The following is a 20,539-nucleotide window of genomic DNA, read 5'->3' as shown; positions in this document are numbered from 1 at the left end:
GCTTTTTTCAGTGACAGCGTCGCTTGTTTATACGCCGACCATCGACACCGCCTTGGTGTTCAGGTAGGACTCCAGCGCCTCCGGGCCGCCTTCGGAGCCGTAGCCCGAATCCTTGATGCCGCCGAAGGGCAGCTCGGCGCTCGGCGTGGCCGGCTGGTTGATCCACAACATGCCCACTTCCATGCGGTTCATCAGGAGCTGGGCGTTCTTGATCGAGCGCGTGAACGCGTAGCCGGCCAGGCCGTACGGCAGGCGGTTGGCCTCGGCGATCGCCTCTTCCAGGCTGTCGAAGCCGCGGATGCCGGCCACCGGGCCGAATGGCTCGTCGTTGAAGATGCTGGCGTCGAGCGGCACGTCGGCCAGGATGGTCGGCGCGAAGAAGTTGCCGGTCTCGCCGACGCGGCTGCCGCCAGTGGCAACCACCGCGCCCCGGGCCTGTGCATCCTCGACGATCTTCGACATGGCGGTGATGCGGCGCGCGTTGGCCAGAGGCCCGAGGGTCGTTCCTTCAGCCAGGCCGTCGCCCAGCTTCAGCCCTTCGGCATGCTGCACCAGCGCGCGCGTGAACTCGGCCTTGACGGCGTTATGCACCAGGAAGCGGGTCGGCGAAATGCACACCTGGCCGGCATTGCGGAACTTGGCGGCGCCCGCGGCCTTGACGGCCAGCGCCACGTCCGCGTCCTCGGCGATGATGACCGGCGCATGGCCGCCCAGTTCCATCGTCGCACGCTTCATGTGGGCGCCGGCCAGGGCGGCCAGCTGCTTGCCCACCGGGGTCGAACCGGTGAAGGTGACCTTGCGGATAATCGGGTGCGGGATCAGGTAGCCGGAAATCTCGGCCGGGTCGCCGAACACCAGGCCAACCACGCCCGGCGGCAGGCCGGCATCCACGAAGCACTGCAGCAGCGCCGCCGGCGAGGCCGGGGTTTCTTCAGGCGCCTTGCACAGGAAGGAGCAGCCGGTGGTCAGCGCCGCAGCGAGTTTGCGGACGATCTGGTTGATCGGGAAGTTCCACGGCGTGAAAGCGGCGACCGGTCCGACCGGCTCCTTGAGCACCAGTTGCTGCGCGGCCGGATTGCGCGACGGGACGATGCGGCCATACACGCGCATGCCCTCGGCCGCGAACCAGTCGATGATCTCCGCGCCCGCCATCGCTTCGCCCTTGGCTTCGACCAGGGGTTTACCCTGCTCCTGGGTCAGCAGGCGCGCGATGTCGCCCGCACGCTCGCGCAGCAGGTTGGCCGCGCGGCGCATGATGGCGGCGCGTTCGGCCGCAGGCACGGCGCGCCATGCTTCGAAACCCTTCTGGGCGGCGGCAAGCGCGCGATCCAGGTCGGCGATGCTGGCGTGGGCGACGCTGCCGATCGGCTGGCCGGTGGCCGGGTTGATCACGGGGATCGTCTTGCCGCCGGTAGCGTCTTGCCATTCGTTGGCGATCAGGAGGCGGGTGTCGGGATAGCTGGAAGTCGTCATTGAGCGTCGGTTCCTGAGTTGAATGAGATGGACGATGATAACCGCTTAACACGTACCTTGCAGGCGTGTGCCGGAGCCGGGCGTTGCCGGCTAGGTCGCCAGTGTCGGTTCAGCCAAGCAGTCCATGTTGCGTCGCCTGTTTCAGCCAGGCCGGGTACTCCGTCATCAGTAAATCATACAGTTCAGCCTCTGAATGTTCGTCCGGACTGGCAACCGAGAAGAAGTCGGCGTTATCGATCAGGCGGCCATCAAGTTCGTCGAGCTTCTCGAGGAAGGGGAAGTCCGATTCCGCGAAATTGGCCAGCTTTTTGCTCTTCGATTTCCTGCCTTTGCCGATCCCCATGAATTGCCAGAAGATCGGATCACGGCTGGACCAGCGTAGCTGCCGCTCGGTCAACGGCTTGTCGGACGTGCTGCCATCGGTAACGAACATGACATATACCGGCACCGCCGATTGGCACGGTGTCCTGCGCTCAGCGCCATGGGCGTCAGGAAAATAATGGCGGCGAACCGCTTCCATTGCGGCGCCGTAGCGAGTATCTCCTTCAAGGGGGTGCCGATCTATCATTTGGGCAATATACCATGACCAGTTGTTCAGTCCCATCGGCTCGCCGCGGTGGACGTTCCTGCCAAAAAGGAAAACGTCGATTTCGCCGTCGTTGTCGAAGCGGCAGCCGAGCGCCAGGATGCGTTCGGCGAAGCGTTGCACCAGGCCTTTCCGGTACAGGGTGCTCATCGATGCGGAAATGTCGAGCACGAGGCACACCTTGGCACGATGCTTCTCGAGTCCGACCTTGGCCAGGGAAACGCCCGCCGACTTGACGAGGGAAACCAGCTGCGGCGCCGTCTGCTCGACGCGCTTTTCCGGGCTGACCGCCGCCGGCGCGGCAGCCGGCGCCGGGGCCGCTGCCTGCGGAGCTTGCGCCACATCGGCCCCGAAATGCTCGACCAGTGCGGCAAGCCCGCCGTTGAAGCCCTGGCCAACGGCCATGAAACGCCACCCTCCGTCCTTGCGGTACAGCTCTCCCAGCATCACGGCCTGCTCGGCTGCGAAATCCTGACCTACGAAATCGAAACGCGCGAACTCGGCATCCCTGCTGAGCAGGCGCAGGTATCCCGCCTGCAATTGAGACATGACGCCACCGCCATCGATGCTGGCCGTGATCACGACCCGTTCGACAGCTCCCGGCAGCCGGTCAAGGTCGAACGAGAAGCCATCCTTGTCTGCGCCGACCGTTCCACCCCGTACACCCCCACAGGGGCTGGTGGGCTGGTTAAAGAAGATCATATAACGCTCATCGAGCAGCCTGCCACTGGCATCGAGCGCAAAACACGCGAAGTCGAGCGTGAGCCCGCGTGCGGACAAGCCGGCCTGCAGGACGCCGTTCGATGCATGCGCCGCAAGCGGCAGCCGTTCCCCTCTTAACAGTTGCTTCACGCACTCTCCGTTTTCTCGAGACGCCTCGACCGATCAAGCGCACGGTCTTCCGAACACGATTATGCCATGACTGATTTGCAATGTTGCAAGGAGCGCGACGTGTGCACGAGTGAATCCGGATGGCATCGGGAACGCAGCGGCAAAGCAGGACCTGAATGCGGGACATCCCACCTGCTAGTCTGGTGCGGCGCACAAACTGCTATCCTTATCTTTTTTGGCATAAGGATCCACATGACGTCCTCCACAGAGCTCGATACCGGTCTCCCCCTCGACATGATCATCTTCGGCGGCATGGGCGACCTTGCGATGCGCAAACTCCTTCCTGCGCTCTACATGGCTTACCTGCACGGCAACCTGCCGCCTTCCACCCGCATCCTGTCCACTGGGCGCCAGGAGTTCGACCGCAGCGCCTACCTCGCCCACGTGCAGGAGCATTCGCGTTCCTTTATCGCCGAAAGCAACTTCAACGAGCAGACCTGGAACGGCTTCCTGAACCTGCTGGTGTATGTGCGGCTCGACGTGCAGCAGGCCGCCGACTTCAACACCCTGGCCGAGGCCTCGCGCGGGGGCGCGCAGCGTGTGTTCTACCTGTCGACGGCCCCTTCCCTGTTCATCACCATCTGCGACAAGCTCTCCGAAGCGGGGCTGGTCGACCGCAACGCCCGTGTCGTCCTCGAAAAGCCGCTGGGGCGCGACCTGCCCTCCGCCATCGACATCAACGAGGCGGTCGGCCGGCATTTCGCCGAATCGCAGATCTACCGGATCGACCACTACCTGGGCAAGGAAACGGTGCAGAACCTGATGGTGCTGCGCTTCGGGAACTCGATCCTCGAACCCCTGTGGCGGGCGCCGAACATCTCCAGCGTACAGATCACGGTCGCCGAAGAAGTGGGCGTGGGCAGCCGCGCGGGCTTCTACGACAGTACCGGTGCCATGCGCGACATGGTGCAGAACCACCTGCTGCAGCTGCTGTGCATCGTCGCCATGGAGCCGCCGACCTCGCTCACCCCGGACGCCGTGCGCGACGAAAAGCTGAAGGTGATCCGTTCGCTGCGCCGCTTCCGGCTGGCCGATATCGCGCGCGACACGGTGCGCGGACAGTATGGTCACGGCGTGAGCGGCAACCAGGAAGTGCCGGGCTACCTCGAAGAGAGCAACGTCCCGCCCGATTCGAAGACCGAAACCTTCGTCGCCCTGCGCGCCCACGTCGATACCTGGCGCTGGTCGAAGGTGCCGTTCTACCTGCGTACCGGCAAGCGCATGGCGCGCCGCTCCTCGAAAATCGTCGTCGAGTTTGCGAACCCGCCCTTCCCGCTATTCCCGGAGACCCCGGGCGGTGTCGCGAATCGCCTGGTCATCGAATTGCAGCCCGAGGAAGCGATCAAGCTGCAGGTCATGGCCAAGCAGCCCGGCACCGGCATGAAGATGCAGCAGGTCGAGCTGAACCTGGACCTGCAGTCGGCCTTCCAGCAGCGCCGCGCCGAAGCCTATGAGCGGCTGCTGATCGACGTGGTGCGCGGGCGCCTGACCCACTTCATGCGCCGCGACGAGCTGGAAGCGGCGTGGGAGTGGGCCGATCCGATCATCAACGGCTGGGGGACGCTGGACGAGAAGCCGCATTCGTATGCGGCCGGATCGTGGGGACCGGCGGAGGCGTTCGCGCTGCTGGCGCGCGATGGGTTCAGCTGGATCGAGTAAGGAGTCGGCGACGCATCACAGCAGTCCATCAGTCCATCAGTCCAGCGTCACCCCCATCAGTCCGATCACCACGTCGTTCGCCAGGGTGCGCAAGGCCACGCTTCTCAAAGGCTTGCTACGGTCGAGCGGCAGCGCGAGCACCGTGGCGGAGCCGCCGTCGATCTTCGCCTGCAAGGCCTGCGGGAGCGCCGACGGTTCCAGCAGCCGCACCCTGGCCGTCTTCAGGTCGACCCGCGCCGGCAACTGCCCGCAATACGGGAACTGGTAGTCGTCGATGAAGTAATCCTGTTCGATCGGCCACCAGCTTTCGGGATTGCGCAGGGCCAGGCGCGCGCGCGTGCCGTCGGCATAGGTGACGACCACCTCGCCGTTGTCGATCCGGCTCTGCATGGCGTTGGCGGAGCCGGCCATCAGCAGGAAGATGCGTCCAGCCGTCCCGCTCAGGGGCACGGTGGCCTGTTTCGGATAATTGTCCCATTGCGAAGTGAACAGCACGTTCGCCGCGCCGGGCGCCGCCGGCGTGGCGAAGCTCAGGCCGTTAGGCAGGCGCAGCGTGCCGCCCTGCGCGCGCAATCCCGCATCGTCGATCACGGCCATGGCATTCACGTGGCCGGCCCAGGCGCCGATGCCCTGCGACGGCAGCGACAGCGACACGTAGGGCGAACGCGGCGACAGGTACTTGCCGGGCTTGAACAGCTCGGTGACGCGGTCGTTGAACCACAGCCCCAGGTCGACATGGCGCGAGCGCACGGATGCGCCTTTGCTCCATGCCGCCGCCTCAGGCGTGCAGGCCGCGTGCTGCGCTGCCTGTGGTTCGTTCGCCACCTGCCACCATGTAAAAGCGCCCTGGTGCACACGCCGGAAATCCTCACGTTTGCCGTTCCTGGCGACGGCAGGTGGCTGCTCGCCGATCGGCCTGCCGCTCCACTCGATCACCAGCTCGCTCTTGCGCCCCAGGGGCAGGTCAACGCGCAGGCGAGGCGCAAAAACTTCGTCGGCGCTGACGCTCCAGCGCACCGGCTTGCCGTCGGTCAGCACCGACGCCACCCGGTCGCTCGCCGCCGGCAGCTCGAGCACGAGACGCCCGAACCTGGCGGCGGGCTGCTCGACCGTCCAGTGTTCGCGCCGTCCCTCGCGCCGGAAGGCGACGGCCACGCCCGGATGGCGCAGGCTGGCGTGGCCCCACTCGCGCGGGAAACCGGGGCGCACCAGCAGCGTCCCGGCGAGGGCGTCCGGGCGCACGCCGAACAGGCCCTCCACCAGGGTGCGCGCCATCACCCCGGAGCCGTCGGCAAAGTCGCGCTGGGCTTCGCGGCGGTAGACGTCGAGATAGTTCATGCTGCCGATGTTCCCGGGCGAGATGCCCATGTAGAGGCTGGCCAGCAGCGCCCCTTTGGCCAGCTCGAAGGCGCTGCCGCTGCGGCCGGCCTGCCAGGATGCCAGCGCCGTGTGCAGCACCTCGCCCATCACGACATTGTTGATGGACCAGGAGTACGGCATCCAGTTGGTACTCGGCAGCACGCGGTAGGGCCGGTCAGCGGGCACGCCCGGCCCCACGATCGGGATCGGCCGCAGGTGGCGTTCCAGGTCGAGCGCCATGCGCGCGCCCTCGAGGCGGGTCGGCACCTTCGAGTCGAGCGTGTGATAGAAGCTCCACAGGCCGTAGCTGGGGTGCAGCAGCTGCTTCCCTAGCAGGTCGCGGTATTCGGCGAAGGCGCCCCGCTCCGGCATCCACAGCCAGGTGCGCATGGCACGTTCGATGCGCTCGGCCTCCACCTGGTAAGGCTCGGGGTCCTTCTCGAGCAGGGTCGCGATGCGCGCCGCCATGCGGTTGTGCCAGGCGTTGTAGGCGGAGGTGTGGGTGGCGCCGCCGCCGTTGTAGTACAGGTCGTCGCTGGCCCAGATCGCCGCATAGCCTTCGTACAGCGGCAGCTTGCCCTGTCCGAATTCGCGCCGGAACAGGCGCCGCTCCCAGGCCAGGTGGCGCTCGAGCACCGGCCACACGGCGCGCGCGTACTCGACGTCGCCGGTCCACAGCAGGTGGCGCAGCATCACGTCGATGAAGCCGATGTTCATGTCGTAATGCGAGCGGCTCATGTCGCCATTGCTGTGCAGGCCGGCTTCATTGCGCGCCAGGTTGGTCTGGGTGTCGGCGGACGGCAGCCGCGGCGGCACCGGCGAGGTGTCCTGGCGCGCCGTCCACTCGTCCAGGTTGCGCCGCGCGCGCTCGTGCCAGCCCAGTGCATCGAGCGCATACGGCCCACGCCAGCCCAGCAGCTTGGTGCGCCAGGCGATTGCGCCGTGCATGATGGCGCCCTGCTCCTCGTCCCAGACCGCATCCGCGGCGACATTCAGCGCGCCCATGGCGGCGTTCAGGTAAGGGTCGGGCGTGTCGATGCGCACCCGGCCGCGCAGCTGCGCGAAGTGGCCCAGGGCGTCGGCAAAGCGCGCGGCAAGTTCGCCTGGCTGGAAGGCCGGCGCCGGTGCCTCGGCAGGCGCGCGTCCGGCGTCAGACCTGCTGCCCGCCTCGCGGTAGACGGCCAGTTCCTCGGCCTTCTTGCTGCGCGTGACCTGGACCGCCAAGTCGATTGCTTGCCCGTCCAGCGCCAGCGTGCCCACCGCAACGTGGGCGCCGTTGCCGCCGTCGGCACCCAGCAATCCCGGCAGGTCGTCCCAGCGCGCGGCGTCGGCGCGGCGCACTTCCGGGCTGCGCGTGGCAGTCACCGTGATCTCGGCCCGCTCGTTGGCAATGGTGAAACCATAAGCATGCGGTGCGACGCTGCTGCCGCGCGCATGCCCGGGGGCGAATTGGAAGTACCGGCTGATCGGCACGGACTCGGTCCCGATGTCGCCGCCGCGCCGGCCGCGCGCACCGTTACCGGGAGCGACCGCGAACACCAGCTCGGCCGCCCCGGGCAGTGCTTCGCCGCGCACCTGGAGCCCGAGGCCCTCGGCCGCGGCATAGGCCACGGCGGCGACGTGGATGCGGCCGGCGCCGAGGAGCGGATCGGCGACCTCGTAGTGCAGCTCGCCCGGGCGGTAGCGCGTGACGATGCGCCGCGCCTGGTGCAGCCAGAGGGTGCCCGCCGGCGTCCTGACGCCGAGGCGCACATTGCCGCCACGGCCGGGCAGGTAGAGCGAAAATTCCGGGCGGTCGCCGCCATCGACGCGAAAGCCCGTATTACCGCCATACAGCGGCCGGTTGAAAAATTCGTTGCCGTTCTCGATCACGAAGTCTTCGCCGTCCGGGCGATAGCGCAGCGGCCTTGCCACCTGCCCGGCGAGATTCGGGCGCGCGACGTCGACGCCCGGCCTGTAGGGTTCGGCCCCGGCGGCGACCGCCTGTCCAGGGAGCGTTCCGAGCGCCAACAATACAGCAGCGACCAAGTGTGGCGTGCGCCGCTGGCTCATGTCCTCATCCTCATGTCCTCATCCTCCGGTGGTGGTTCCGGAGGGTAATATAGAGAAAAGACCAGTCTGACTCCCAGCGCGCCGGGAAATACTCATTTGCTTGAGTGAGTTGAAAATAAACGCGAGAATTGCTGAGGAAATAGCTATCGTGCTCGTCTTAGTACCTGAGGGATACACGAAAGAAGGCGGTGATGGACACTCGAGTCGTTGACTGGCTGACAATAAACTTCCTGCCGCACGAAGCGGAACTGCGCAGGATGCTGCGCCGCGTCTGTACCGGTCCGGCCGAAATCGACGACGTGGTGCAGGAAACCTGTTACCGCATCCTGGCCCTGGCCAGCCTGGACGGGGTGCGCGATCCGAAGCCCTTCGTCTTCCGTACGGCGAAAAACATCGTCCTCGACCGCATCAAGCGCGACGCGGTCGTCAAGATCGAGGCGATGGCCAACCTGGAAGACCTGGACATTGCAGACACCGCGCCCTCCCCCGAGCGTGTCGTCTTCGCCCGCTCCGAGCTGGCATGGGTGATCGGCCTGGTCGCCAAGCTGCCGGACCGCTGCAAAAGTGTATTCCGGGCGCGCAGGATCCATGGCCTGTCGCAGCAGGAAACGGCGGAAACGCTGGGCCTGACAGACGGCGTCGTGGAACACGAAATGATGAAGGGCATGCGGCTGATGTCGGAAATGATCGCCATGAACGGCATGGATAAGGAGACCGCGGACACCGCGGCAACCGGAGACAAAAAACCGATCGCAAAAAAACGTCCAGCCAAGAGAAACAATGTCAACGATTGATAACGAAGCCTTCGAATGGGTAGCGCGCAAGCATGCGCGCGGCCTGGGCGACCTTGAAAGCAGCGTATTCGACGCCTGGTATGCGGCCGATTCGCGACACCAGGGCGCCTATGCGCGCGCCATGGCGATTTATAACGCGATCAACCTGGCGACGGTCCCGCAAGCGCCGGCACCCGAGCTGCCCCGGGCGGCGGAGCAACCGGCACGATCGCGCCGCAGCATGTGGGTGTATGGCGCAATCGCGGCCTGTTTCGTCGCCGCCGTTGGAACGGTGCATTTTTCCGCCCTGCGCGACGACCAGGTCCTGAGCACGGCGAAAGGCGAATTCCGCAAGGTCCCGCTGCAGGACAAGTCGGTCGCCACCATCAACAGCGGCAGCCGGATCGAAGTCGAATTCACGAAGGACCAGCGCAAGATCAACCTGAGGGAGGGCGAAGCCTGGTTCGAAGTGGCCAAGGACAAGTCCAAGCCCTTCATCGTCGAAGCAGGCGACGCGCGCATCCGCGCCGTCGGTACCGCCTTTTCCGTGCGCCGCTTCGCCAGCGGCGCGGAAGTACTGGTCACCGAAGGAACGGTCGAGGTCTGGAGCCGCGGCCGCACAGCCCAGCGGCGCCAGCTGATCGCGGGAGAGCGCGCCTTCCTGGCGCAGGCGGCGAGCGCGATTGCCGTCAGCCGCCAGCCTATGGAAGTGGACCGCAAACTGGCATGGAGAGAAGGTAAATTGATCCTTAAAAATCAGACCCTGCATGACGCGGTGGCCGACTTCAACCGCTACAGTCCGCGCGAAATCGTGATCGTCGACGCGACGCTCAGGGACAAGCGCCTGTTTGGCCAGTACAAGCTCGATGCGCCCGAGTTGTTTGCCCGGGATGTCAGCACGGTGCTCGATGTCCCGATCGTCATCACCGCCGATACGATTTTCATCGGCCAGGGCAAGGCCCCGGACGGCAGCTGATGTCCCGTCGCCGAACAGCATCTTGACCACCATCCTTTCGATCAATCCGGACGCGCCTGTCGTGGCGCGTCCGGATTTTTTTTATTCATTCCGCATGACGCGCATTTTCCTCAGGAGGACGTCAAGACAATCATATTCTTGAGTATTCAGGTGTTTCATCCGCTGGGCTTGAGGAAGAGTCCTTCGTTAGAAGTCTTTGGTATTAACGGGGCAGCATAGTTCCGAAAATCAGATTAGAGGAGATGTGCATGATTACCATGCACCAATGCGCTTACGCGGCGGGAATTACCCTGGCCGTGAGCGTGGCAGCTCATGCGGGCACGTCGACAGCCCAGGAATTGCCGCGGCCATTCAATATCCCTGCGGGTGTGGCGACCGATTCCATTCCGGAATTCGCGCGCCAGGCCGGCATCAACATATTGACGTCGGCGGACATTCTGCGGGGCGTGAGCACCAATGCATTGACAGGCGCATTTGCCATTTCCGAGGCGGTCGAGCGATTGCTGGGCTGCACTAATCTGGTCGGTAGGGTTAACACCAGCGGCACCGTGGTGATTTTAAGGCGTACGCCGGGCTCATCCGGAAACGACACCAACGACTCGAAAATATCGGAAGAGACAATGACGAAAAATAATCTCCCCAGCCAGCGAAAGGCGACCTGCGTCGCCGTGTCGGCCGCCGTCCTCATGATGGGCGCGCCGTCGGCGCAGGCCCAGGTGCAGGCGCCGGTGCAGGCCACTGCGCCGGCACCGGCATCGGTACCATCAACCACCACGGAACCTGAGGCGATACAGCAAGTGAAGGTGGTCGCCACCCGCGCATCGCAGCAGTCGAGCATCGACCGCAAGAAGAACGCCGCCACCGCCATCGATTCGATCGTCGCCGAAGACGTCGGCTCGCTCCCGGACCGTAATGTCGGCGAAGCGATCTCGCGCATTGCCGGCATTTCGCTCGACCGCGGTGACTTCGGCGAAGGCGTCAGCGTCGCCGTGCGCGGCAACGGCCCCGACTTGACCCGTGTCGAGCTCGATGGCCAGGCCGTGCAGTCTCCCGGCGGCAGCGACTTTGGGGAACAACCCGGCGAAGGCCGCGCGGTCGAGTTCCGCCAATTGTCGGCCGACCTGATCAAGAGCGTCGACGTGGTCAAGGGTTCGACCGCCGACATGACCGAAGGCGCGCTCGGCGGCGGCATTATCATCAAGACCCGCACCGGCCTGGACTTCAAGAAGCCATTCGCCTCGCTGCGCGTGGCTGCCACCCAGGGCAATCTGAACAAGAAGTGGGAACCGGACGCCAACCTCATTCTCTCGAATAAGTTCATGAATGGCCGGCTCGGCGTCCTGGTCAACGCCTCGTCCACCACGCTGCACAACGAAGGCCATGTGGCCCACGTGTCGGGCGCCAAGCAGGGCTATTACCGCATTTACGACTTCGACAACTCGCCTGAGAAGACGTTCACCTTCCAGCCAGGCACGGTCAATACGGACGACCCATCGGTCCACTTGCCCCTGACCCAATCGGCAATGACCGGCGGCGGCTTTTTCAATTCGGCCACGCCGCTCGACCTGATCACCCGCTCGGCGCAGGCCCAGAGCAAGGCAGCCTGCGACACGACCTTTCCGGCCCTCACCACCGCCCAGCTCAATCTGCTCACCAACGGCGCCCGCACCGGTGCCCAGAACGCACGCAGCGCCGAGCGCAACACCTGCCTGAACCAGTGGAATGACTACACCCCGTCGGGCCCGCGTTACGCGATCAAGCGCGAAATCGACCGCCGCAAGAACCTGGACTTGCGCGCCGACTTCAAGGTCAACAACGAACTGACCGTGTATGCAAAGGGCAGTTACAACAAGCGCCACAATGACCTCAACCAGCTGGCTTTCTCGATGGGGAATTTCTCGATCCCGAACGGCGTGGTCAACGTTGAGCCGGGCTCGGTGGTCGTCGATGCCAAGCACCACGTGACGAAGTACACCTTCAATAACACCGCCACCAACGGCGTGGCCAGGACCGACCAGATGCATGGTATTGGCGAGACCAGCGCGCGCTACCTGCAGTTAGGCGGTAGCTTCAAGCGTGGCGGCCTGAGCGCCGAGTTCTTCGTCGGGGATGCCCGGTCGGACTTCAAGCGCGGTGTCAAGAACCTGTCCTTCAACGACTATTACGGTTCCGGGACACTGAGTCTGTTGCCGAACGGCCTGTGGGGCTACACCTTCCCGGGCTATGACCCGACCGACAATTCCAGCCTCGAGCGCTTTGCCACGCTGTATCCGCGCGGCGCCAGCGCTGCCCAGACCCCGAACCAGTACCTGACGGCGACCATTCCGGCATACACCGCTGCGCAGCAAAACGCCGTCACCTCCTCGCCGAATGTGACCTGGGCGCCGCAGATTCGCGAGTCGGGTGAGCGCACCGCCAAGGTGGACCTGATCTGGAAAACCGACGTGGTTCCGTTCTTCAAGAACTTCAAGGGCGGCCTCAACCTGCGCGACACGACCTCCAGCAACTGGTCGCTGAACGGCAGCGGCTACGTCCTGCGCGACCCGATCGGCACCTACGGACGACCTGGCTATGTAGCGCCGCTCGTCCTTCCCTCGCCCACGCTGCGCAGCACGCTGTTCGGCTGCGCCGACACGCCCGGCTCGCTCGCGCCTGGCGGCAATGCCTGCCAGTTCGGCTGGATCCCGAAACCGGATATCCGCCAATCCTTCGACGGCTCGGCCGTGATGACGATGGAACAGTTCGCCGACATGCTCAGGCAAACCATGACCATGCAAGCGACGCCAACGCGCTTCTTCAACGGCGCCAGCGACCGCCCCGACGGCCTGATCGATAACTGGACTCAGATCGACCTCGAGAAGATCTTCACGATGCTGAATATTCCGAACGCGAATTTCGACTGCGTCAAGCGTTGCATGGCCAATGACGGCAAGGTGTACGACCAGCCATCCCAGCTTCTGAAAGAGCGCACCGAGTCGTTCTACCTGATGGGTAACTTCGGCCTCGATCATATCCCCTTCACCACGACCCCGCTGCCGTTCGGCCTGGAACTGGAAGGCAATATGGGCGTGCGCTACGTGCGCACCAAGATCCACGGTTCCGGCCGCATGCAATTTACCTCGATCCACAAGACCGACGCCTACAATCCGATCACCCGTGACGATCCGGCAGGCATCGTCACGACCAGGGTGCAGCAGTACACCGAAACCACCGCGACCACGTCTGACCTGCTGCCGAGCCTGAACCTGGCGACCTGGCTGGTGCCGGACAAGCTGGTGCTGCGCTACAGCGGCGCCAAGACCGTTGCGCGGCCACCGGTATCGCGCCTCCTGGCCTCCGGCGCCTGTATTTATGACGAACGCCTGGAGGACGAGAACGACGAAGACGCCACCCGCTGCACCAGCGTGGTCGGCAATCCGGCCCTCAAGGCGCAGCGCAACTTTAACCAGAACCTGTCGGTCGAGTGGTATCCAAACAAGGACACCAGTATTTCGATCGCCGGCTTCCGCCAACAGGGCAAGATCGGCGCCGCGACCACGCAGGCCGTGCCCCGCTCCGCCCTGTTCGCCGGGACCAACCTGACCGACCCTGCCACCGGAGCGTCGCTCGCAAACCTGCTGTTCGACTACTCGACCTGGATCAATGGCGCCGTTACGGGCCGCAAGGGTGTCGAGTACGGCACCAGGACCGCCTTCACCTTCCTGCCATGGCTGTTGCGCTACACCGGCTTCGACGCCAACTACAGCAAGATGCATTCGGCCACCACGTCGAAGAACATCGTCGACCTGCTGACCGGTACGCCGTTGCCGCCGCAAAACGAGTCGAAGTACACCTACAACGCGGCCTTGTGGTACGACGACGGCAAGCTGTCGGCACGCATTGCCTTGCAGGCGGTGGCGATGAGCTTCGATTGCATCGCGAACTGTGGCCAGACGTCGAGCATGAACAACTACCCCAACGTCGGCGGCGGGCGTATCGGCGTTCCCTACAACCCAGGCTCGCCAGTCTACAAGGATGCGACCCGCTACATTGACGGCAAGATCTCGTACAAGCTCAATCCGAACGTCGAGGTATTTATCGAGGGCCGTAACCTGGGCAATGCGACGACCACCCTCAGCCAGGGGCCGTACACGCCATTCGCCGATGGCACGCCTGTGCTGCTGAACATGGGTTACTCGGGACGTCGCATGATGGTCGGAGTAAATTTCCGCACCATGTAATCGCAAAGCGGCGAGTGCACCGCATGGGCGGACGAGCCGCCCATGCGGCCTCAGCTTGCCCTCAGGGGCACACATCAACACGTCACGCGGACAGAGCAACACAGATGCATAGAATACCAGTCGAGGTGGGCGAAACGAGCCGTATCCAGGGCCTGCCGGCGAGCGCCATCGTCATTAAAGCCAACCCCGGGAAACCTGACCACCGATGAAGCACGCATACTTTACGCTCACCCTCCTGCTGGCGGCGGCATCGACAGGCGCGCCCGCGCCAATCGACCGCCCGGCCGTCGTCGCGCGCCACAACCCGCACCTGACCGCAATCGACCCGATGGCGCCGCTCAGCGTCGGCAACGGGCGCTTTGCCTTCACTGCCGACGTGACCGGCCTGCAGACCTTCCCCGGCCTGTATCACGCCAAAGGCACGCCGCTCGAAACGCAGGCGCGCTGGTCGTGGCACGAGGACGCCAATCCGAACGGCTACAAACTCTCGGACGCCAACCTAGATTACACCGCCCACGGGCGCACGGTCGGCTATCCGACCAACGCGAAAACACCGGCCGGACAGTGGCTGCGCGAGAACCCGCACCTGCAGCCGCTGCCGCAGATCGGCTTCGTGATGGCCGGCAAGGGGGCGCGGCCCCTGACAGCGGCGGACGTCGGCGCCGTCGACCAGCGCCTGGACATGTGGCAGGGCCGGCTGGACAGCCGGGTGCGGCTGCTGGGGCAACCGGTCCACGTCAGCAGCGCCGTCAGCCCGGACAGCGACACGCTGGCGCTGCGGATCCGCTCGCCGCTGCTGGCCAGCGGGAAGCTCGCCGTGCGCATCGCCCTGCCCCTCGGCTACACAATGGCGGGCCATCACGCGCCGCCGCTGGACTGGTCGCGCCCGGATGCGCACCGGACCACGGTGCTGGCGCAGACCCGGCGCAAGCTGGTCGTCGAACACCTGCGCGACGGTTCGCCCTATGCCATGACCCTCGCCGCCGGCGCGCCGATGACAATCACCCGCGCTGGCCCCCATGCGTTCGAGATCGCGCCGGCCTCGGGCCAGTCGCTCGACCTGACCGTCGCCTTTGTCCTGGACGGCACGGCACCGGCCCAGGACGGCGCGCGCACCTTCGCCGCCAGCGCGGCCCACTGGGGCAGCTACTGGCGCAGCGGCGCCGCCGTCGACTTCAGCGGCAGCAGCGACCCGCGCGCCCATGAACTCGAGCGGCGCGTGGTGCTGTCGCAGTACCTCGCCGCGCTCCAGCTGGGCGACACGACGCCGGCGTCGGAAAGCGGGCTGACGACCTCCAGCTGGTACGGCAAGCACCACACCGAAATGGTCTGGTGGCATACGGCCCACTTCGCGCTGTGGGGCCGCCCTGTCTATACCGCACGCACCCTGGGCTGGTACGGGCGCACGCTGCCGGCCGCGCGGCTTGTGGCCGCCGGGCGCGGCCTGGCGGGCGCGCGCTGGATGAAGATGACCGGTCCGGGCGGGCGCGAGAGCCCGGGCGGCAATCCGCTGATCATCTGGAACCAGCCGCACCCGATCCACCTGGCCGAACTGCTGTACCGCGCCGATCCCTCGCCGGTAACACTGGCGAAGTACAAGGAGCTGGTATTCGAGACCGCGCAGGGCATGGCGTCCATGCTCAACTGGGACGCGCCGGGCAAGCGCTATGTGCTCGGGCCGCCGATGTGGATTGCGCAGGAAATCTACGACCAGTCGACCAGCATGAATCCGACCTATGAGCTGAGCTACTGGGCGCGCGGCCTGGAAATTGCCCAGCAATGGCGCGAGCGCCTCGGCCTGCCGCGCGACCCTGTCTGGGAGCAGCGGCGCACCAACCTGTCGGCACTGCCGCAGAAGGACGGCAAGTATGTGGCGCTGGAGTCCCACCCGGACACCTGGGACAACGCCGCCAGCCGCCACGACCACCCATCCTTCCTGATGGCGCTGGGCCAGTTGCCGGGCGACGGCGTTGACCGCGCGACCATGCGGCGCACGCTCGACGCGGTGCTCGCGAAGTGGGACTGGGCCACCAAGATCTAGGGCTGGGACTACCCGATGATCGCCATGACGGCGGCCCGGCTGGAAGCGCCGGGACTGGCGGTGGATGTGCTGTTGAAGTCGGACGGACCGAACAACGCCTACACGAAGGCCGGGCACAATCCGAACACCCGGCTGCCGGTCTACCTGCCGGGCAACGGCGCCCTCCTCGCCGCAGTGGCCATGATGGCCGGTGGCTGGGATGGCGCACCCGCGCGTCCCGCACCGGGCTTTCCCGCCGACGGGAGCTGGGTGGTTCGCGCCGAAGGATTCCAGAGGCTGCCATGAGCATGCGCGACGCCACCAGCGCGCAGCGCCGCGCCTTTCTGGCCTGCCTGGGGGGCGCCGGGCTTGCCCTTACCTTCGCCGCGGCCGGAGCACGCCTTGACCCCTGGCAGCGCGCACGCGACATTGCCCGCCGCTGCTCGCGGCCGCTGAACTTCCGCAAGCAGGACTTCCCGATCGGCGCCTTCGGCGCAAAGCCCTGCCGGATGGTCGCCGCCACCTCGACCTGGCGCAAGGAGCAGTGGGCGGTGCAGACGCCGGCGCCGGGCTCGCACGACTGCTACCCGGCCATCGCTGCGGCCATCGCGGCCTGCCACGAGGCGGGCGGCGGGCGCGTCCTGATCCCGGCGGGAAACTGGTACTGCAAGGGCCCGATCGTGCTGCACTCGAACGTGCACGTGCACCTGGCCGCGAACGCCCAGGTCTGCTTCAGCGCCAACCCGCTCGACTACGCGAAGTACGGCGACATCGACTGCGGCGAGCGCGGAAAGCTGGTGGTCTCGCGCTGGCAGGGCAACGACGTGCTGAACTATTCGCCGCTGGTGTATGCCTACCGGCAGTCGAATATCGCGCTGACCGGCGCCGACTGGACCAGCGTGCTCAACGGCCAGGCGGGCGTCCCCTTCGAGTCCGGCGACGGTTCCTGGTGGGGCTGGGTCGACCGCAAGGGCGACGAGGTCTCGGCCGCTACCGTCAATCCGCTCAACCTGCCGCTCGAGGCCATGGCCCCCGGCCTGGATCCCGAACAGCGCCGCCTGATCCAGGGCGAGCACCCCCGCTGGAACGGCGACACGCGCTACCTGCCGGCGCTGTCCGAGGCCGGCGTACCGCTGGCGCGGCGCATCTTCGGCATCGGCCATCACCTGCGGCCCTGCCTGGTCGAATTCATCGGCTGCAGCGACGTGGTCCTGGAAGGCTACCAGGCCGTCGCCTCGCCATTCTGGCTGCACCACCCGGTCGCCTGCCGGAATGTCCGCTTCAGGAATGTCAGGATGGAGAGCACGGGCCCGAACAACGACGGCTTCGATCCGGAGTCGTGCGACACGGTGCTGGTCGAGGGCTGCACCTTCAATACGGGCGACGACTGCATCGCGATCAAATCGGGCAAGAATCGCGACACCGGGTATGGCCCGACGCGCAACGTGGTGATCCAGTACTGCATCATGAACAGCGGTCACGGCGGCGTCACCCTGGGCAGCGAAATGGCGGCCGGGATCGAGCACGTGTACGCGCAGGACATCGAGTTCCGCAACGCCCACTGGGCCCTCGACCCACTGGGCAGCGCGATCCGCCTGAAGACGAACATGAACCGCGGCGGCTTCCTGCGCCACCTGTACGTGCGCAGGGTCGTGCTGCCCAACGGCGTGGATGCGCGCGACCGCCGCGGCAAGGCCGATCCGGCCAACCCACTCAAGGGACTGGCGACCGGGGGCGGCGCAATCGTCACGATCGACTGCAACTACGCGGCCGGCGACGATGGCGTGCGCATTCGGCCGCCACAGGTGTCGGACGTGCACATCTCGGAGCTGCGGGCCGGGAACGTCAAGATGGCGGACGGCGACTATTCGGCCTGGCAGGCGGTGCTCATCCTCGGTCCGGTCGCAGCCAGTTTCAACGGGCCGGCAGGCACGCCGATCCTGCCGGTGACGGGGGTGTCGATCACCGACTGCGACTTCGGCACGGTGAGGAACGCCGGCCAGCCGGTGTTCCTGCACAACGCGCAGGGCGTTGTGTTGAAAAACGTCAGGATCAACGGCCAGGTCATCAGCCGGACGCTGTCCGGCTGAACGGCTGGTTTCCCCCTCAGAGCGAGGGCAGGATGCCTTCGCTGCGCACCTTCCAGCCGCTTTTCGGGAACCCGGGGTTGGTGCCGGCCGGCCCATCCCAGCCGCCCGCCATCAGGGCCACCGCCAGCAGCAGCCCGCCGTTCGAGGGGAAATAGGTCTCGGCCGCGCGCTGGTAGCCCGGCCCGTCCGGCCCGGCGCCGGCCTGCGCATCTGCCGCCACGCCTGCCCCGGTGGCCGTCGGCACAAAGGCGGCGGCATGGGCGTCGAGGTGCACGCGCGGCGTCATGCCGGTCTTGCCGAACTGGTTGTTCTTCGCACGGAAGAACAGCCAGTCGATGGCTTCTTCCGGCGCGTTCAGGCGCGTCGCGGTCATGGCCATCATCGGGTAGTCCCAACCCCAGGTCTGGCGCAGGTCCCAGTCGCGCTTCATCCGGTCGAAGGTGCGGCGCATGGTCGGCTTGTCGACACCCCGGCCCGGCAGCCATCCGAGCGGCATCAGGAAGGACATGTGGTCGCGGTTCTGGCAGTGTTCCTCGAGCGCGTTCGACTTGCAGGCGCCGGCCGCCTTGTCCCAGAAGCCCGGTTCGGAGCGCACCGGCAGGTACAGGCCGTCCTTCTGCGGCAGGTCCGGCCACTTCGCCAGCGCCGCGTCCCAGTCGGCGCGGCGGGCCTTGCCGGCGCGCTCGCGCCAGGCCTGGGCCGTCTCGATACCCCAGCGGAAGTAGGCCAGCTCGAAGGCCGGATCGAAGGTGGCCTTCGGCGGGAAGTTTTCCTGCACCGGGATGATCGGCGGGCCGAGGCGCATCTTGCCGCTCGCCTCGTCCAGGTGCGCGTACGACGCCAGCAGGGCCGCGCTTTCCTCGACCAGTTCGCCATAGGCTTTCAAGACGCGTTTGCCGCCGCTGCTCTCCTTAGCAGCGCGGTACAGCAGCTCGCTCATGTAGATCGGATGCGGCTGCTGCCACATGATGAAGGGCGAGACCTTCGACGGGCTGTCGACGCCATCCGGGCCGATCATCTTCGGCCACCAGGCGCCCGCCAGCCCCTGCTCGGCCGCGCGCGCCCTGGCCTTCGGCAGGAAGCCGACATACCAGCCGAGGCTCCTCTCGAGCAGCTGCGGCCGGCCCCACAGCGCGAAGTGTGCCGCGTGCCAGGGATGCATTTCCAAGTGCGACTTGCCGTTCCAGCTGTTGGAAAACAGGCCCTCCTCCTGCGGCGCGAAGCTGCCGGCGGCATTCACCGCCATCAGGTACTGCGACAGGATGACGCGGCGCTCCAGTTCATGCGCGCGCGGGTCGGTCGAACCGGAAAAGTCGACCATGCCGCCGTTCGTCCAGTAGTCAAGCCAGTGCTGCCGCGTCGCCCGTGCCGCCGCAGCCGGGGCGGGAAAGGCGGCCCCCGCTTCCGGCGAAAACTGCGCCATGACGCTCAGGGTCTTGCCTTTGGTAGAAGCCCGCCAGGCATGGGTGCCCGTTTGCTCGATCGACGCGCCCGGCGCGGCGATGGCCGCATGGTAAATGGTGCTGTCGACCTGGCGCCGCAGCCGAACCTCGCCTGCCTTGCGCGAGAGCTCGGTCGTGGCATGGGAGGCGTCGTTCGTCCAGTCGGACGGGTCGGGATTGAGCGTTTTCGACACGCCCGGAAAGCGCACGGCAACGCCGAGGCGACCCTGCGCCAGCAGCGCGGAACTCACCTCGGCCATGATCGTGTCCTGGCCCGGCAGGACGCGGGTGAGCACCAGCACCGCTTCGCCGTCATAGACGAAGCGGCTGGTGAGCGTGCCGGTCCAGAGGTCGAGCGTCTGGTGCGTGTCCTTGATGTCGGCGAAGCGCGCGGGCGAGCCGTCCCTGGCACGCAGGTCGAGCGACACGCGGCCCAGCGAAAAACGGTGCGGGTTTTCGCGGATCCACGCCACCGCAGGATTCTTCGCGGCGTCGGCCCAGTCCTTGATATAGCCATAGCGGCGGGCCTTGCCGCGCACGTCAACCTCGACCTGGGTATCGCGCACCGTAAACCCTGCGGGATTCGGGAAGCTGTGCCAGGCCCACTGCGCCTCGACCAGCAGCGGCGCGATCTTGCTGTAGGGCTCTGTAAAAGTCTGGAGGCCCGTGATGTCGGCCGTGAAGCCGATATTGCCGTTGCCCAGCATGAGCGGGGCGGATGGGTCGACGCCGGTCAAAACCGGATTGTGGCGCATGACCAGGGCCTTGCGGTCGATGCGGCTGGTGGCGGCGCCCGCCAAAGGCGGCAGGGCCAGCGCTGGACTTGCCACTGCCGCTGCCGCTGCAGCGGCAAGCATCAGGCGGCGGCGGGAAAATCGGATCGGACCCATGAGTGGCTAGCCTTCCATTATCGGTTTACTTCGCGTTGACCATTGCCTTCGTCCGGCGCCGCCGTTCGCAGGCCCGTCGCACCGGAAGCCGGTAATTCAACCATATGA

12 protein-coding genes are annotated in these 20,539 nt (G+C 66.1%); 7 read left to right on the top strand and 5 right to left on the bottom strand.

The window, feature by feature from the left end:
• Positions 1-27 precede the first annotated feature (27 nt).
• Together ACFPN5_RS05945 and ACFPN5_RS05940 are read right to left on the bottom strand one after the other, a co-directional pair.
• Positions 28-1,473 (bottom strand): NAD-dependent succinate-semialdehyde dehydrogenase, encoded by a 1,446-nt coding sequence (locus tag ACFPN5_RS05945; protein WP_379781109.1) that lies wholly within the window; start codon positions 1,471-1,473, stop codon positions 28-30.
• Between the two features lie 109 nt (positions 1,474-1,582).
• Positions 1,583-2,911 carry a VWA domain-containing protein gene (locus ACFPN5_RS05940; protein WP_379781107.1) on the bottom strand — a complete coding sequence of 443 codons (1,329 nt, stop codon included), beginning with the start codon at positions 2,909-2,911 and terminating at the stop codon, positions 1,583-1,585.
• Positions 2,912-3,142: 231 nt separating this feature from the next.
• On the opposite strand from ACFPN5_RS05940, the gene zwf reads away from it, so the two are divergent.
• Positions 3,143-4,609, top strand: a complete 1,467-nt coding sequence (zwf, locus tag ACFPN5_RS05935) for a glucose-6-phosphate dehydrogenase (RefSeq protein ID WP_379781105.1) — start codon at positions 3,143-3,145, stop codon at positions 4,607-4,609.
• A 36-nt stretch (positions 4,610-4,645) separates the two neighbouring features.
• Here the strand turns inward: zwf and ACFPN5_RS05930 are convergent, their stop codons facing one another.
• Entirely contained in the window at positions 4,646-8,020 is a 3,375-nt protein-coding gene (locus ACFPN5_RS05930) for a DUF4450 domain-containing protein (RefSeq protein ID WP_379781103.1), read from the bottom strand.
• Between the two features lie 191 nt (positions 8,021-8,211).
• Between ACFPN5_RS05930 and ACFPN5_RS05925 the strand changes: the two genes are divergently transcribed.
• Together ACFPN5_RS05925 and ACFPN5_RS05920 are read left to right on the top strand one after the other, a co-directional pair.
• Entirely contained in the window at positions 8,212-8,814 is a 603-nt protein-coding gene (locus ACFPN5_RS05925; RefSeq protein ID WP_379781101.1) for an RNA polymerase sigma factor, read from the top strand.
• On the top strand, positions 8,801-9,769 hold the full coding sequence (locus ACFPN5_RS05920; RefSeq protein ID WP_379781099.1) for a FecR family protein: 969 nt from the start codon (positions 8,801-8,803) through the stop codon (positions 9,767-9,769). The genes ACFPN5_RS05925 and ACFPN5_RS05920 overlap by 14 nt, the downstream gene beginning before the upstream one ends.
• Before the next feature lie 310 nt (positions 9,770-10,079).
• Here ACFPN5_RS05920 and ACFPN5_RS05915 read toward each other — a convergent pair whose 3' ends face one another.
• The gene (locus ACFPN5_RS05915; RefSeq protein ID WP_379781097.1) at positions 10,080-10,457 is read right to left on the bottom strand and encodes a hypothetical protein; all 378 of its coding nucleotides are present in this window, start codon (positions 10,455-10,457) and stop codon (positions 10,080-10,082) included.
• Between ACFPN5_RS05915 and ACFPN5_RS05910 the strand changes: the two genes are divergently transcribed.
• From ACFPN5_RS05910 to ACFPN5_RS05895, 4 genes are all read left to right on the top strand, one after another.
• On the top strand, positions 10,438-13,989 hold the full coding sequence (locus ACFPN5_RS05910) for a TonB-dependent receptor (RefSeq protein WP_379781095.1): 3,552 nt from the start codon (positions 10,438-10,440) through the stop codon (positions 13,987-13,989). The two genes, ACFPN5_RS05915 and ACFPN5_RS05910, sit on opposite strands and share 20 nt — an antisense overlap.
• Positions 13,990-14,194: 205 nt before the next feature.
• Positions 14,195-16,030 carry a hypothetical protein gene (locus ACFPN5_RS05905; RefSeq protein ID WP_379781093.1) on the top strand — a complete coding sequence of 612 codons (1,836 nt, stop codon included), beginning with the start codon at positions 14,195-14,197 and terminating at the stop codon, positions 16,028-16,030.
• A gap of 15 nt (positions 16,031-16,045) precedes the next feature.
• On the top strand, positions 16,046-16,315 hold the full coding sequence (locus ACFPN5_RS05900; RefSeq protein ID WP_379781091.1) for a hypothetical protein: 270 nt from the start codon (positions 16,046-16,048) through the stop codon (positions 16,313-16,315).
• Complete coding sequence (locus tag ACFPN5_RS05895) at positions 16,312-18,099, top strand: glycoside hydrolase family 28 protein (protein ID WP_379781089.1); 1,788 nt, start codon at positions 16,312-16,314, stop codon at positions 18,097-18,099. Before ACFPN5_RS05900 ends, ACFPN5_RS05895 begins: the two co-directional genes overlap by 4 nt.
• Positions 18,100-18,115: 16 nt before the next feature.
• Here ACFPN5_RS05895 and ACFPN5_RS05890 read toward each other — a convergent pair whose 3' ends face one another.
• Positions 18,116-20,431: a hypothetical protein gene (locus ACFPN5_RS05890; protein ID WP_379781087.1), complete on the bottom strand. Its 2,316-nt coding sequence runs from the start codon at positions 20,429-20,431 to the stop codon at positions 18,116-18,118.
• Positions 20,432-20,539: the final 108 nt, after the last annotated feature.

The organism is Massilia niabensis (assembly GCF_042655085.1).
GTDB classification, from domain to species: Bacteria; Pseudomonadota; Gammaproteobacteria; order Burkholderiales; family Burkholderiaceae_D; genus Telluria; species Telluria niabensis.
Note: the sequence above shows the minus strand (reverse complement) of the source record. Positions and strands in the feature narration are given on the sequence as shown.